Here is a 13,407-nt window from a genome sequence, read left to right as displayed (position 1 = left end):
CGCGAATCTCCCAAAGTTGTTGCAAACCAAGGGAATCAAGGGCCGCGAGGCCGGTCAACCAATTTCAGGTCAGGCTCTAAGGATTGCAGCGAAAGACAAAATTATTGAAATACAACATAATTTCGTATATGAAGACGATGCGTCGTTATCGCCTGAGATGCTTAGGAAAAATATGAAAGAGGCTATTTTTGCGGACGCGCTCACTGCTGATGAGCGTGATAAGCTGGATAAATTCTCTGCGTACATTGAAAAGATGTTCGCTTCTTGTTTAGCGAGAAAGGGCTACACGAAGGACGCAATAACGTTCATTAGCGATTTCGATGCGGCAGAGGCAGCAAACTTTAAATCAAACAAAAATTCTATTTCCGAGTTCGTTGCGAAATATCAAAATTGAGGCTGCCCCTTCAAAACCCGCCCGCACCCGGCGCTTTCATGCCGCGCCAATCTGGCGTCACGACTGCCCGCCTGCACTATCCACCCCCAACACAACCCGAACCAGTTTCCCTCCGCCCGGAACCCCATTCGCGCCCGCAGCCGGATCGTCAACCAACGCGACCTCGTTAGGCCGTTCCTTGCATCGATCGCACCGCAGGCGCGGCAGAATGTCGCTAAGGCGGGTCTGCGATCCGACGCGCTTAGGCGAGTAGCTTGATAGGCGTGTAGCTCTGGCGGCGCTTGCAATTCGTCTCCAGCCAATAGCCGGCTAGCAGCGACAACGGGGCGTCGAGTGGCGGAACGGTCACGCGTTCAGGTCCGGTTCGTATGAGAGAACAAGGCATGAACGCATTGGGGTTCGGCGTCAAGGGCGATGGGCTACAAGTGGGAAGCCTTAGTTGCTCTAGTTTGCATATTTGGAGCGAATTATCTCGACAGCTTTCGTTACAAGCGCCTCGGAATGAGTTCCGGCTTCATTGACGGCTTCAAAGACGATGAGCCACCCCCCTTTACGGGAGCATTTTTTGTAATTGGAAACTTGGTGAACCTGAACCGGAATGCATCCGGTGCAAATCGCTCAATCTCATTTGCTAAGAACCCGACTCGAATTTCAATTCTGACTGGCTTTTGCCCTCGCCAGCCTTCGCATGAGAAGGAAAGCCAGGGCCAATTGCAGCCACGCGAGGGCGGATTCGATGGTCGCCTCGAAGTCTTTTGACAGACGGCGCGCGCGATTGATCCAACCGAGCGTCCTTTCGACGACCCAGCGTTTCGGCAGCACCGTAAATCCTTTCACCTCTTTATCGGTTCGCTTGACGACGGTGATGGAAATGCGGCTCGCCTCGAAGGCTGCGCGCTTGGCTTCATCACCCTGATAACCCCCGTCGACGAAGGACATTTTCACCCACGGGCTCTTGCGATGCACGGCCTTCAGCAACGGCGCGAGAGCGTCGCGGTCCTGCACGTCGGCGGTCGTGATCTGGCATTCGATGGGCAGACCGATCGTGTCGACGGCGAGATGGCGCTTGCGCCCCTTGACCTTCTTGCCCGCATCGAAACCACGGGGGCCGCCGGCTTCCGTCGTCTTGACAGATTGGCTGTCGACGACGACAGCCGTCGGCGCGGCCTCACGGCTTTCCGCTTCGCGGGCGTCCATCACGAGAACGCTGATGATTTGCGCCCACACGCCGCTGTCGCGCCACGCGTAGAAGCGGTTTTGCACGGTCGTGAACGGCGGAAAATCCTTCGGCAGATATCGCCATGGGCAGCCGCAGCGGATCAAATAAAACAAGGCGTTGAGAATGATCTGGGCATCTGTCGGCTTGCGTCCGCGCCGTTTGGGCGGCGGCAACAGCGGCGAAATCAGCGCCAGTTCGGCCTCCGACATATCGCTTGAATAGCGCGCCCGAATGACTTCATACTTCGCGCGATCGGCCTCGCTCCACGGCATCGCGAATCTCCCAAAGTTGTTGCAAACCAAGGGAATCAAGGGCCGCGAGGCCGGTCAACCAATTTCAGGTCAGGCTCTAAGTCTTCAGGTGTTTCGACCCTCGGATTTAAATCGCGCCATGTTTTAGCGAAGACAAATACGCAATGCTTTCTTGTTTCGTCTATTTCTGCATCTAATCATGGTTGCCGTTTCCTACGAAGCAAGCCGAACATTCCCACCTCCATGATATTCAATATCAATCGATGGACGTGCGTGCTCTTTTAGCGGGCTAATGCTTTAGCCCATGGACCGACGTCCAGCGGGTCACGTCCGTCAAGGTGGTGGAAATTGTGGGGCGGTCGTTGCGCCTTTTCTCAGGCTGCGATTTTTGGCGGCGCGGCGGCTTCGTCGGCGAGGCCGGCCATCGTCTCCAGGCTCATGTAGCGATGCTGTAATTGCCACTCATCATTTTGTTCGAGCAGGATGGCGCCGAGGAGCCGCCTGATCGAAGTTTCGTTGGGGAAAATGCCGACCACGTCGGCGCGCCGTTTCACCTCCTTGTTGAGGCGCTCGATCGGGTTGGTGGAATGCAGCTTCGGCCAATGCGCGCGGGGAAACGCCATGAAGGCGAGCACGTCGGCCTCGGCGGCGTCCAGCATATCGGCCAGCCGCGAAAATCGCGCCCGCAATTGGTCGGCGACCTGGCGCCAGGTCCGTGACGCAGCGGCCTGATCCTCCTGGGCAAAGACGGAGCGGATCGCCGCCGACACCATGCCATGATGCGCTTTGGAAACATGAGCGAGCGCATTGCGCATGAAGTGCACCCGGCAACGCTGCCAACTCGCCTTGAAGACTTGGGCGATAGCCGCTTTCAGGCCTTCATGCGCATCGGAGATGACCAGCTTGACGCCCTTGAGGCCGCGGCTTTCCAGCGAGCGCAGGAAGCCGAGCCAAAACACCGCCGCCTCCGACGGCCCCAGCCCGAGCCCAATGATCTCACGCCGCCCTTCGCCGTTCACCGCTGTGGCTATTATTGCGGCGACCGAGACGATCCGGCCGTTCTCGCGCACTTTCAGATAGGTCGCGTCGAGCCAAAGATAGGGCCACTCGCCTTCGAGCTTGCGATCGAGGAACGAGTTCACCCGCTCGTCGATGTCCTCGCAGAGCTTCGACACCTGGCTTTTCGAGATGCCCGACATGCCCATCGCCTGAACGAGATCGTCGACCTTGCGTGTCGAAACGCCCTGGATCCAGGCCTCCTGAATGACGGCGACAAGCGCGCGCTCGGCGGTCTTGCGCGGTTCGAGGAAGCCAGGAAAATAGCTGCCCTTGCGCAGCTTCGGGATTTTGAGTTCCAGCGTGCCGAGCCGGGTGTCGAGTTCGCGCGGGCGATAGCCGTTGCGCTGCGTCGTGCGCACATCTGAACGCTCGTAGCGTCCGGCGCCGATCAGGTTGTCGACGTCAAAATCCATCAGCTTCTGCAACACCGCTTCGGCGAGGTCCTTCAGGAGGTCCTCCCCGCCGCGCTCGCGCAGTTGATGAAGAAATGCCATTGTGTCGTCGGTCATCATGTCCTCGTTTCGGTGGGGTCAAGCTTCAGCAACTCGACCATAACCAAAGAGGGCGCGGTGACCGCCCCGGCCCGCCGGCGGGCTCCGCTAAGCGGAGCTCCGCCCGCCGGCTTCACTCAGAAATCTCCACCACCTTCGTGGACGCTACCGTCCAGCGCAATGATGCGCAAGCGTAGCGTTAAATCCTGCTTACCGGAGGGCGTTTAGCTCAACGCCTCAACGTCCAATTCGACCTTGGACGCACAGAACTCGGACCAATCCGCCATAAGCTGCCTGCGCTTCTCGAACAGATCGCCCACCTATATGCCGCTTCGCCCTTTTGCGGACGGGAGGGCGTTCGAGTTAGAAGTCAGGGCGTTTCGCTTTCCGCCTCGCCCCGCGCGAATTTCGTTTCGGCGTTTTCGATCAAATCGCGGAATGCTTCTGTCGTTACGAATACGCCTTCCGACACGCCGTAGCCGGAAACGTGGGTCATAAGCAGTAGCGACCGATTTGAAAGCTCGGAAAGGCTTTCCCATACAGCGGCGAAACCCATTTCTCCCGCTTCGCTGAACGAAGTGAGCACGTCCATGACGGAAATCCCACCTTTGCTTGGTATTGGCGGCGGATTTGGTGGCGGCCTGTTCGCCAAATCGTTCATCAGCGCAATCACTTTCAAATCTCGCTTAGACAATCCTTCAATCCGTCGCGCCATCCTTGCGACGTGTCCGGGTTTCGGTTCGTCCTTTTTCATTTCGCCTGCAATGAAGGCGGCTAGGACCTCCAACGTATGTTCGTATTCGCCTTGTCTCGCGGCCTCGAAATAGCGAACTACCATCGGGACAAAGGCGGCCTGCTGTTCAACACTGAGCGAGGCCAAATTGAGCCGCGCGGTTTCGGCTTCTATAACCTCTTGGGCGCGCCTCGCGTACTTGTCGAACGCGAACGTTAAAGCCGCTTGCGACAGTCCGGCGAGTAGGGCGGCCTGCGGAAAGATCGTGGCGGCAACGGCGGTCAAAATCGAGGTTGTGAATTTGCCTCTGTCGGCGGCCTCTTGCGGGGGTACGGTAAGATTATTGCCGGGCATAATTTTCCCTGCCGACTAGTCCGAACCGATCAAGACCGCTCTACGGGCTTCCCTGAAGCTCTAATGCGCGTTTCCCCAACGTTTCCCAAGCCGGGAACCCGACCATGTTCCTATCAACACGCTGACGAACAAACCATTTATTTTATTTGCGAATTTGGTGCGGTTGCAAGGATCGAACTCGCGACCTACTGATTACAAATCAGCCGGAGTTCCACGAGCAATCGCGGGGCAGATCAGCGAAAGCAACGTTAAATATGTTGATGGATAATGCTCCGCTGAAAAATCCAAAAAATTCTTTGGGCGACCATGGAAGCCCCCGACCCCTCTGCATTCAAATTCCCCCCTCTGAGGCGGCCCTGCCGAAAAAAGAATTACTCACTTCGGCAGCGCCTTTGGACGAGCGCGACGCGCCAACGACCCAACGAGATCGAAGGAAGATCAGGCCAGAGGTGGGTGATGGCGAAGGCCATGACGCTATGAAGCCGGGCCTCCACGCCCCACCGTCATGATCAGGCGCAAGGCGCGCTGGGAGGCGGTCGCGAGTAAATTGGGTGGCAGTGCCCGCTACGGTTGGGACGCCTATGAACGGGGCGATCCGGCGATGGACGATGCTGACGGGACTTGTTGGGCTAGAAAGCGTAAAAAATCGTCATCGTGCTTCCCGGGTGCTGCCCAAATCGAACTTTTGGGAAGCACGCTCTTTAAAAATACAAGCCAAGTCTTTGATTTAACTTGGTGAGCGCGCAGGGACTCGAACCCTGGACCCTCTGATTAAAAGTCAGATGCTCTACCGGCTGAGCTACGCGCTCCCTCATGGGCGTGTGGGGAAGTACAGGGCTTCGGGGGCTTGGTCAATAGTTCGTTGTCGCGTTTTCCTCATCGGCAAGGCGCGAAATGGTCAGCGGCGCTGGATTTTTTCGGCGAGGGCGAGGAGTTTCGGGTTGCGTTTGATTATTCGTTTCGCGGCGGCGGCGAGCGTGAAAAAGGGTAGCGCCAGCCGCCCCCCGGCTGTCGGCGCGTAGAGCGCGTCGGCGAGCGGTTCGGCCTCGTCGCAAAAGGACGCCTTGTAGCGCGCGTCGCCGACACCGAGGTCGAAAGCGGCGAATTTGCGGGCGCAGGCGTCGCGCAGGACATGAGTGAGCAGGATTTCGCCGGGGCTCGACTTCGCGATCTCGGGATCGGGATCGTAGGAAATGAACATGCCCTGCAGGCGGGAGCCGGCCGCGCCGGCCCCGAGAACGGCGATGATGCGGTCGTCGAGGGCGAGCGCGTGAAGCTCGGCGCCGCTTTCGCCTGACGCAAGCGCGCGATAAAAGCGCCGCGTCGCGTCGAGTTCGGCTTCCGGCAGGGCGAATTCCGGGCGCCCGATCTTGTGCCGGAAAAAGGCGTCGAGAACATACCGCTTTTCTTGCGGGTCCCGGGCGCGGAAATAATGCAGGGCGCCCATAGCGGCGAGGCGTTTTTCCTTCTTGCGCAATTTTTTCCGCGTGTCGGTCGAAAGGCGGCTGGCGAGAAAGGCGTCGCCGTCCGCCGGCAAATGCGCGGCGTGGGCGCGGCTTGCGGCGGGCTGGTGATCGAGCCATGTCAGAGGATTGACGGCGCCGCGCCAAAGCAGCGGCAGATTCAGGAGGCGATAGAGATGGGGTCCGCCGGGCGTGGAATGGGCCGCCGCGCGCAGCAGTCGCCGCAGATCTTGCGCCGAAAAATCGGCGCCGGCGCGAAACAGGCCGAGATTGTAGTTGGAATGTTTTCCGCCCAGAAATTGCGCCACCCGCAACGGGCCGAAACGGAACAGGCCGAGCGGCAGGAAGGCGAGCGGCGCGCCGGCGGCGTCATAGGCGACGACGAAAAAGGGCGTCGCCTTGCGGCGCGGCGCGAAGATTTCGAGCCAAGCCAGCAAGAAAGGCTCGGTCTGGTAATACGAGCCGGGCGATTCTGGCGACAGGTCGCGCCAGGCCCGAAGCGCCCGCGCGGGATCGTCGTAGGTCTCGACGCGCGCGAAAGGCGACCGCGCCGGGGCCTCGGCCCGCGGCGCTGAAGATGACATGCTTTGCGGCGCGGCGACGGACATCGAGCCTTTCCTGCAGGCGAACCGTTCCTTACCTATCAATAAAAGGTCAATTCTTACTTGCTAATCTGGCGTTCCGTCTCAAACCCGGGCCCTCGACCGCGATGAACTGGAAGAAGAACGCAATTTCTGCCGGTTTCGGCCTGTTCCGCGCCACCCGGCTGCACCGCTTCGCCGGAGAGCTTTTTCGCGGGCGCGGCGTCCTCCTGACCTTCCATCGCGTGCGCCCCGCACCGCAGACGGGCTTCGCGCCCAACGCCCTGCTGGAAATCACGCCGGAATTTTTCGACGCCGTCCTCACCAGACTGCGCGAGAGCGGCTTCGCGCTGGTGTCGCTCGACGAGGCCATGTTCCGGCTGGTGAGCGGCGAGGGCGGCCCATTCGCCGCGCTGACCTTCGATGACGGTTTCCGCGACATTCTCGACGATGTCCTGCCCGCACTGGAGCGTCATGACGCGCCGGCGGCCTTTTATCTCGCGCCGGGTCTGGCGGATCGGACCGCGCGCCTGTGGTGGGTGGAGCTCGAAGAGGCGATACTCCGCCTGGACCGGATCGAACTCGAACTCGACGGCGCCCGCCTCTCCTTGCCGGCGGGCGGCGACGACGAAAAAAGCGTGGCCTTCGAGCGCGTCTATCGGCTGTTGCGCGGCGGCGGCGACGAGCGCCTCCTCGCCGCGGTGACGGAACTGAGCGCGAAGGCGGAAATCGAGGCCCGCGCCGTGGTCGAGGCCAATTGCCTCGACTGGGAAGGGTTGCGGGAACTGGCGGCGCATGATCTGGCGACGATCGGCGCCCATTCGATGACCCATCCGCGCCTTTCGAGCCTTCCGGTCGAGGCGGCGCGGCGTGAAATGGCGGAAAGCCGCGACCGGCTCGAAAGCGAACTCGGCCAGACCGTCCGGCATTTCGCTTATCCTTACGGCGCCGCCGATTCGGCGGGTCCGCGCGAATTCACGCTCGCCGCCGAAACCGGCTTTGCAACGGCGGTGACGACTCGACCAGGCATGATCTTCCCGGAACATGCCGGCCATCTCTTCGCCTTGCCGCGCCTTTCCGTGAACGGGCTGTGGCAGGACCTCGCCAGTTTCGACGTCCTGCTGTCGGGCGCGCCCTTCGCTCTATGGAACGCCGGCCGGCGCCTCAATGTCGGCTGAGCATCATCCCCACGAGATTTTGGCGTGGCCAGAGCGAACGATCAGGAACTCGCGAGCTTTTGGCGTAGGCCGGAGCGGGCGCGCAAAAATCCCACGAGCTCGCGGCCTCAATCGTCCCCGCGCTCCATCCAGCTGATGAGCGGGATGATGGGAATCGCCCAGCCGAGGCCGAGGGCGGCGAAGATCAACAGCCGCAGCGCCGCATTATTGACCTGGAGCGCCGTCGCCTGCGCCAGGACCATCGCGACCAGCGCATAGACGATGACGAAAAAGACCATGAAGATCGCGCCGATGAGTTTCCGTTGGCGGCTGCGCATATTGGTTCCCTCCCGCGCCTTGCATGCGTTCATATCAAGTTCAGGCGGGGGGGCGCAAATCTCAAGCGATGCCCGCAATCGCGCGGCGTCTCAGGTCATCCTGGAGAATTGCAATGCGCATCTTGAAAATTTCCACGCTCGCCCTGGCCTGCGTCATAGGCGGCCTCGCTCTTTCGCAGGCGCAGGCCGAACCGCCGGCGCCGCCCAAGGCGCCCGGGGCATGGATCAATCGCATGTGCTCCCCCGACGCGAAAGGCGACAAGTTCGCCGCCTTCATGGAGCGGCGCGTCCAGCGCTTCGCCACCATTCTGCAACTCACCGACACCCAGAAGGCGTCGCTCAAGGACATCATGGACGCCCGCGCCAAGGAGCGCGCGGATTTCAAGGCTTCGATCTGCGCCAGCAAGCCCGACCTTGCGAATTTCCCGGACCGCCTCGCCTTCCGCGAGAAAATGCTGCAACACCGCCTCGACGTCGTTAAGGCGGAAACGCCGAAGCTCCTCGCGTTTTACAACAGTCTCGACGCCAAGCAGAAAGGCGCCTTCGACGCAATGCGCGGCGGAATGCTGATGCATATGCGCGAGCGGATGATGGGGCGCGGCCATGGCGGCATGCGCGGCCCCGGGATGATGGGCGGCCCGGGAATGATGGGCGGCCCCGGCGGCATGGGCGGACCGGACCAGGAATAAGCCCCTTCCACGCGATAATGTTTCGCCGCGGCGGTCCTCCGCCGCGGCTTTTCCTTGGCGCGCCGATCTTCGCGGGCCCGAGCCGCGGAGACTCGCAGCCGGCCTCTCAAAAATAAGTATCCTATTGAAATTAAAATAAATTACTGATCTCAAGCGCCACGTGCGGAATGTCCCTGGTTTCGCAATCCCGCCAAGCGCGCTAAATTCAATTCAAGTTCGCGCGCGCAAGCGCAAAAATCTGGCGACGCCGTCGACTGCGCGGCGACGAAAAAAACATTGGGGAGAGTTAAAATGCGCAATTTGAAAATTTCGGCGCTGGCTTTGGCGGTTTTTGCGGGAGGATTTGCTCTTCCGGCGCAGGCTCAGCAGCAGGCCCCGTCTTCTCAGGCGCAGGCGCAGGCTCAGCCGCAGCCGGTGTCCGGCCCGCAGGAATGGATCGATCACATGTGCGAGGTCGCCAATATGGCCGCGCCGGACCCGTCCTTCATCGAGCGTCGCGCCCAGCATTTCGCCCAACTCTTGCAGTTGAACGAATCCCAGATGGCGGCGCTGAAAGATGTGGTGAACGCGCGCGTAAAAGCGTTCGCCGATGTCAAAGCCGCTTTTTGCGCCAAGAAGCCCGATCTCTCGACCTTCCCTAACCGGCTCAACTTCCGCATGCAGATGATGCAGCAGCGCCTCGACGCCCGCAAGGCGGTGACGGACAAGGCCATCGCCTTTTACAACGGCCTCAGTGACAAGCAGAAAGTGGTTTTCGACGACATGCGGCTCGGCATGATGTTGCATATGATCCTGTATTTTCACGAGCCGATGATGGAACATGAAATGGAGGACATGGGCGGTTCGGGCGAACCCGGCGGCATGCACGGCCCGATGGGCCCAGGCGGCATGCGCGGCCAGATGGGCCGAGGCGGCATGCACTGCCCGACGGGTCCGGACGGCATGCATTGCCCGATGGGTCGTCCCGGCGACATGGGCGCGCCGGGCGCCCCGGCCGGCGGTCCAACCTCGCATTGATCGCTCGGAAATGCCGATCGGCCGCGGCGGCGCCCCCCGCCGCGGCTTTCTTTTCGCAGCCTGCGGCCATTCAACTTTGCAGCTTATCCGCGCCGGGCTAAAATCAGGGAAGAAGGCTCGGAACCGCAATGCTGCATCGCCAACGTCCTGAAACCATCGTCCAGACCGCCGACCCCGACCGCGCCGTAAGAATCTGGCTTTGGCTCGTGGCGTTAAGCATTTTCGCCATGGTCGTCGTCGGTGGGGCGACGCGGCTGACGGAATCGGGCCTCTCCATCACCGAATGGAAGCCGGTCACCGGGGCGCTGCCGCCGCTCAATGCGGCGCAATGGGCCGACGCCTTCGAAAAATACAAGCAGATTCCGCAATATCACCAGTTATTCCCGGACATGGACCTCGCCCGGTTCAAGTCCATCTATGCCTGGGAATGGAGCCACCGCTTGCTCGGCCGGCTGATCGGCGTGCTGTTCGCCGTCCCCTTCCTGTGGTTCCTGGCGCGCGGCAAAATCACCGGCGGGTTGCGCTGGCGGCTCGCGGGTATTTTCGCGCTCGGCGGGCTTCAGGGTTTCGTCGGCTGGTGGATGGTGTCGTCCGGCCTCGTCCACCGCGTCGAAGTCGCCCCGCAGCGGCTGGCGATCCACCTTCTGCTCGCTTCGGTGACCTACGCCGCCGTCATCTGGACCGCCACCGGCCTCGCCCCGAATTACCGCGACCCGCTCGGCCGCGACGCCAAAACCTTCCGCCCCGAGGCGACCGCTTTGCTGGTTCTGGTCCTGGCGCAGATCGGGCTCGGCGGGCTGGTCGCGGGCTTGCGCGCCGGATATACCTATAACACTTGGCCCTTGATGGACGGCCGCTTCATCCCGCCGCTCGCCGACCTGTTCCGCCTGAAGCCGTGGACCGCCAATTTCGTCAATAATGTCACTTTGGTGCAGTTCCAGCATCGTATGGTCGCCTATGCCGTGTTGGCGGCGGCCTTGTTGCACGCCTTGCACATCGGCCGGGAAACATTGGCGAAGCGGGCGAAGCGCCGGGCGCGCGCGCTGGTCGCGCTGGTGCTGATCCAGATCGTCCTCGGCGTTGCGACCCTGCTGCTGGTCGTGCCCCTGCCCATCGCCATGGCGCATCAGGCCTTCGCCATGATGGTGCTGGCCATGGCCACCGTTCACCGGACGAAGCTGGGCTAGGACAATTCAGCGCGCGCGGTTGTCGCTTTCTTCATTTTTGCTCCCGATTGTAGCCGCGTTTCATCGCCCAGTTTCGGGAGAATTAATACATGTTGCGCGCAATTCTTGCCTCCGTCGCCCTGTTGGGCGCCGGCCTCCCCACACTCGCCTGCACCGCTGTCGATATGGTCGCCGCCGATAAAACCGTGATCGCGGGACGGACCATGGAATGGGCCTTCGACATGAAATGGGAGCTTGTCAGCCTGCCGAAAGGCTCGAAGCTGACGCTTGCGGCGCCCAAGAGCTCCGGACTGCCGGCCAAGGAGATCGAGACTCTTTATCCGGTCGTCGGCGTCGGCGTCGGCATCCTGCCGGGCGCGCCGCTGCTGGAGGGACAGAATTCGGCAGGGTTGGGCATGAGCGCCAATTTCCTGCCGGGCTTCACGACCTATCAAAGCGTGACGCCGCAGGATAATTCCTATGTCGAAATTCTCAGCTTCGGAGACTGGGCGCTCGGGCGTTTCGCCAATGTCAAGGATCTGCGCGCCGCGCTTCAGGAAACGAAGGTCTGGTCCGATCCCACCGCAGAGACCGGCCCCACCCCGCCGCTGCTCCATTTCGTCTTCACCGACCGCAGCGGCGCGGGCATCATCGTCGAATATGTGGGCGGCAAGGTCCAGATCCACGACAATGTCGCCCATGTTCTGACCAATGCGCCGACCTATCCCTGGCACCTGCTCAATGTGCGGAATTATCTCAGCCTGTCCACGGTCGGCGTGTCGAGCCGGCAGATCGGCTCGGTGGACGTCACCGCCATCGGCCAGGGCGGCGGCCTCGTCGGCCTTCCGGGCGATTACACGCCGCCGTCGCGCTTCGTGCGCGCGACCTTCCTGCGGCACGGAATCGCGCAACCGAAGACCGGCGACGAGGCGACCGAGGCCGTCGCGCATGTTCTCAACACGGTCGATATTCCCATCGGAGTCGCCCAGTCGCGCGAGAAGGACGGCTCGCTGATCTCGGATTACACCCAATGGGTCGCGATCAAGGACCTGACCCACAACCGCCTGACCTTCGCCGATTACAACCATCGCCTGCATTATCTGACCATCGATCTCAACCAGATCTTCGCGCAGACGAAGCCGATGTCGAAGCTGGTCGGCGACCTGCCCTATCCCAAGGCCGTCAGCGGCGTGGAAGCCCTCGCGCCCTGAGAGGGCTCATGGGGCGCGGGCCTGTTCCAGAAAGGCCCGCGCCTCGTCGGAAAAGGGTTTGGAGCGCCGCGTCGCCACGTCGGTGAGCACGACGGTGGATTCCCCGGTCGCGACACATTCGCCGTTCTGGAACACCGCCTGCGCCAGCTTGAGCGAGCTGCGCCCGACCGAGGCGACGCGCGTGCCGATTTCGACCTCGCCCGGCCAGTTGACCTCGCGCCGGTAATCCAGCAGCCGCCGCGCCAGGACGAAGGCGCCGTTCAGCCCCATCAGATCGACGTCGCCGCCGATCAGCATGTCGACCCGCCCGGTTTCCAGAAAGGTCGCGAAAGCGGCGTTGTTGACATGACCCTGGCGGTCGGTGTCGCCGTAGCGCAGCTTGTCGCGCGTTCGGAAGGGGAAATCCGTCAGCGCGGGCGCGGCGCCGGGACCGGGACCGGGTGAAGCGGTGGAAGGCTTGTCCGACATGGAAACTCGCTCGGCTGACGCGACTCGCCTGAGTCTAGCTGGTTTCGCGCGATGTTGCGACCACGCGCGCCCGTGCTAACCTGCGCGCGTGCAACGACATAGCCTCGAGAGGCCCCGCGCGTGACCAGATTGCTGCCTTCCCTCCTCTACGCCGTTTTCGTTCTGCTCGCGACGACGGCCGCCCGCGCGGAAACGGTCCGCACCGCCGCCGTGTTCGACGCGGTCTTCGTCAATTCCTCGCCGCAGCCGACGACGCCCGAAGAAAAGGCGCGGATCGCCAGATTGACCGCGCAATTGAAACAGGCGCTGGACAAGTCGGGCCAATATCATGTGATCGACGTCGCCTCGATCAAGCCCGAGGTCGACGCGGTGCGGGACGTCCACGACTGCAACGGATGCGAGGCGGATCTCGCCAAAAAGGCCGGCGCGCAGGTGGCCGTGGTCGCCTGGGTCCAGAAGGTCAGCAATCTGATCCTGAACATGAACATCCGCATCGTCGACGCCGCCACCGGCGCGCCGATCAAGGGCGGCAGCGTCGATATCCGGGGCAACGACGACCTCTCCTGGAACCGCGGCCTGAAATATCTGCTGGAAGAGCACGTCTTCAACGCGACGCGCTGATCCCCAGGGGTGCGCCGGACGGTCCCCGCGCGCGCCCGTCAGCAAACTGTCAGCTTGAATGTGCGATGGGAACGAACCCGGCGGCGGCGGCCCGGCGCGGCAAGCCTGCGCCGATCGACGACTGTCGCCGGCGTCCGGTTGACTGGCAAGACGCCGGGGCGTCAGAAACCAGATGAGGGTAATTCTTTGTCCGAG

At 61.8% G+C, this 13,407-nt stretch carries 13 protein-coding genes and 2 tRNA genes; 7 read left to right on the top strand and 8 right to left on the bottom strand.

Annotated features, from left to right (window positions below; genetic code table 11):
• The first annotated feature begins 16 nt into the window (after positions 1-16).
• Positions 17-394 carry a hypothetical protein gene (locus tag K2U94_RS08430; RefSeq protein ID WP_243066787.1) on the top strand — a complete coding sequence of 126 codons (378 nt, stop codon included), beginning with the start codon at positions 17-19 and terminating at the stop codon, positions 392-394.
• Positions 395-1,045: 651 nt separating this feature from the next.
• On the opposite strand, the gene K2U94_RS08425 is transcribed toward K2U94_RS08430, so the two are convergent.
• The 6 genes from K2U94_RS08425 to K2U94_RS08400 form a co-directional block, all read right to left on the bottom strand.
• Complete coding sequence (locus K2U94_RS08425; protein ID WP_243065792.1) at positions 1,046-1,885, bottom strand: IS5 family transposase; 840 nt, start codon at positions 1,883-1,885, stop codon at positions 1,046-1,048.
• Between the two features lie 353 nt (positions 1,886-2,238).
• Positions 2,239-3,432 (bottom strand): IS256 family transposase, encoded by a 1,194-nt coding sequence (locus K2U94_RS08420; protein ID WP_243065387.1) that lies wholly within the window; start codon positions 3,430-3,432, stop codon positions 2,239-2,241.
• A 352-nt stretch (positions 3,433-3,784) separates the two neighbouring features.
• Positions 3,785-4,501, bottom strand: a complete 717-nt coding sequence (locus K2U94_RS08415) for a hypothetical protein (protein WP_243066786.1) — start codon at positions 4,499-4,501, stop codon at positions 3,785-3,787.
• A gap of 155 nt (positions 4,502-4,656) precedes the next feature.
• Positions 4,657-4,726: transfer RNA gene (locus tag K2U94_RS08410), tRNA-Thr, on the bottom strand.
• Between the two features lie 508 nt (positions 4,727-5,234).
• Positions 5,235-5,310: transfer RNA gene (locus K2U94_RS08405), tRNA-Lys, on the bottom strand.
• Positions 5,311-5,399: 89 nt separating this feature from the next.
• The gene (locus K2U94_RS08400; protein ID WP_243066785.1) at positions 5,400-6,572 is read right to left on the bottom strand and encodes a GNAT family N-acetyltransferase; all 1,173 of its coding nucleotides are present in this window, start codon (positions 6,570-6,572) and stop codon (positions 5,400-5,402) included.
• A gap of 101 nt (positions 6,573-6,673) precedes the next feature.
• Between K2U94_RS08400 and K2U94_RS08395 the strand changes: the two genes are divergently transcribed.
• Positions 6,674-7,723, top strand: a complete 1,050-nt coding sequence (locus K2U94_RS08395; RefSeq protein WP_243066784.1) for a polysaccharide deacetylase family protein — start codon at positions 6,674-6,676, stop codon at positions 7,721-7,723.
• A gap of 107 nt (positions 7,724-7,830) precedes the next feature.
• Here K2U94_RS08395 and K2U94_RS08390 read toward each other — a convergent pair whose 3' ends face one another.
• Entirely contained in the window at positions 7,831-8,040 is a 210-nt protein-coding gene (locus K2U94_RS08390; RefSeq protein WP_243066783.1) for a DUF2842 domain-containing protein, read from the bottom strand.
• A 113-nt stretch (positions 8,041-8,153) separates the two neighbouring features.
• Between K2U94_RS08390 and K2U94_RS08385 the strand changes: the two genes are divergently transcribed.
• From K2U94_RS08385 to K2U94_RS08365, 4 genes are all read left to right on the top strand, one after another.
• On the top strand, positions 8,154-8,729 hold the full coding sequence (locus tag K2U94_RS08385) for a Spy/CpxP family protein refolding chaperone (protein WP_243066782.1): 576 nt from the start codon (positions 8,154-8,156) through the stop codon (positions 8,727-8,729).
• Positions 8,730-9,020: 291 nt separating this feature from the next.
• Complete coding sequence (locus K2U94_RS20525) at positions 9,021-9,746, top strand: Spy/CpxP family protein refolding chaperone (protein ID WP_272884850.1); 726 nt, start codon at positions 9,021-9,023, stop codon at positions 9,744-9,746.
• A gap of 128 nt (positions 9,747-9,874) precedes the next feature.
• Positions 9,875-10,933, top strand: a complete 1,059-nt coding sequence (locus K2U94_RS08370) for a COX15/CtaA family protein (protein ID WP_243066781.1) — start codon at positions 9,875-9,877, stop codon at positions 10,931-10,933.
• Positions 10,934-11,022: 89 nt separating this feature from the next.
• On the top strand, positions 11,023-12,123 hold the full coding sequence (locus K2U94_RS08365) for a choloylglycine hydrolase family protein (protein ID WP_243066780.1): 1,101 nt from the start codon (positions 11,023-11,025) through the stop codon (positions 12,121-12,123).
• Between the two features lie 6 nt (positions 12,124-12,129).
• On the opposite strand, the gene K2U94_RS08360 is transcribed toward K2U94_RS08365, so the two are convergent.
• Positions 12,130-12,591, bottom strand: a complete 462-nt coding sequence (locus K2U94_RS08360; RefSeq protein WP_243066779.1) for an acyl-CoA thioesterase — start codon at positions 12,589-12,591, stop codon at positions 12,130-12,132.
• Between the two features lie 120 nt (positions 12,592-12,711).
• Here K2U94_RS08360 and K2U94_RS08355 point away from each other — a divergent pair, with 120 nt between their 5' ends.
• Entirely contained in the window at positions 12,712-13,212 is a 501-nt protein-coding gene (locus K2U94_RS08355; RefSeq protein WP_243066778.1) for a DUF3280 domain-containing protein, read from the top strand.
• The last annotated feature ends 195 nt before the right edge of the window (positions 13,213-13,407 follow it).

This window comes from Candidatus Rhodoblastus alkanivorans (assembly GCF_022760755.1).
Taxonomy (GTDB): Bacteria; Pseudomonadota; Alphaproteobacteria; order Rhizobiales; family Beijerinckiaceae; genus Rhodoblastus; species Rhodoblastus alkanivorans.
Note: the sequence above shows the minus strand (reverse complement) of the source record. Positions and strands in the feature narration are given on the sequence as shown.

Coding starts and splice junctions, on each gene's coding strand:
- K2U94_RS08400 (WP_243066785.1), bottom strand. CDS start 6,572: ATGTCCGTCGCCGCGCCGCAAAGCATGTCATCTTCAGCGCCGCGGGCC.
- K2U94_RS08370 (WP_243066781.1), top strand. CDS start 9,875: ATGCTGCATCGCCAACGTCCTGAAACCATCGTCCAGACCGCCGACCCC.
- K2U94_RS08395 (WP_243066784.1), top strand. CDS start 6,674: ATGAACTGGAAGAAGAACGCAATTTCTGCCGGTTTCGGCCTGTTCCGC.
- K2U94_RS08365 (WP_243066780.1), top strand. CDS start 11,023: ATGTTGCGCGCAATTCTTGCCTCCGTCGCCCTGTTGGGCGCCGGCCTC.
- K2U94_RS08390 (WP_243066783.1), bottom strand. CDS start 8,040: ATGCGCAGCCGCCAACGGAAACTCATCGGCGCGATCTTCATGGTCTTT.
- K2U94_RS08360 (WP_243066779.1), bottom strand. CDS start 12,591: ATGTCGGACAAGCCTTCCACCGCTTCACCCGGTCCCGGTCCCGGCGCC.
- K2U94_RS08385 (WP_243066782.1), top strand. CDS start 8,154: ATGCGCATCTTGAAAATTTCCACGCTCGCCCTGGCCTGCGTCATAGGC.
- K2U94_RS20525 (WP_272884850.1), top strand. CDS start 9,021: ATGCGCAATTTGAAAATTTCGGCGCTGGCTTTGGCGGTTTTTGCGGGA.
- K2U94_RS08420 (WP_243065387.1), bottom strand. CDS start 3,432: ATGACCGACGACACAATGGCATTTCTTCATCAACTGCGCGAGCGCGGC.
- K2U94_RS08425 (WP_243065792.1), bottom strand. CDS start 1,885: ATGCCGTGGAGCGAGGCCGATCGCGCGAAGTATGAAGTCATTCGGGCG.
- K2U94_RS08415 (WP_243066786.1), bottom strand. CDS start 4,501: ATGCCCGGCAATAATCTTACCGTACCCCCGCAAGAGGCCGCCGACAGA.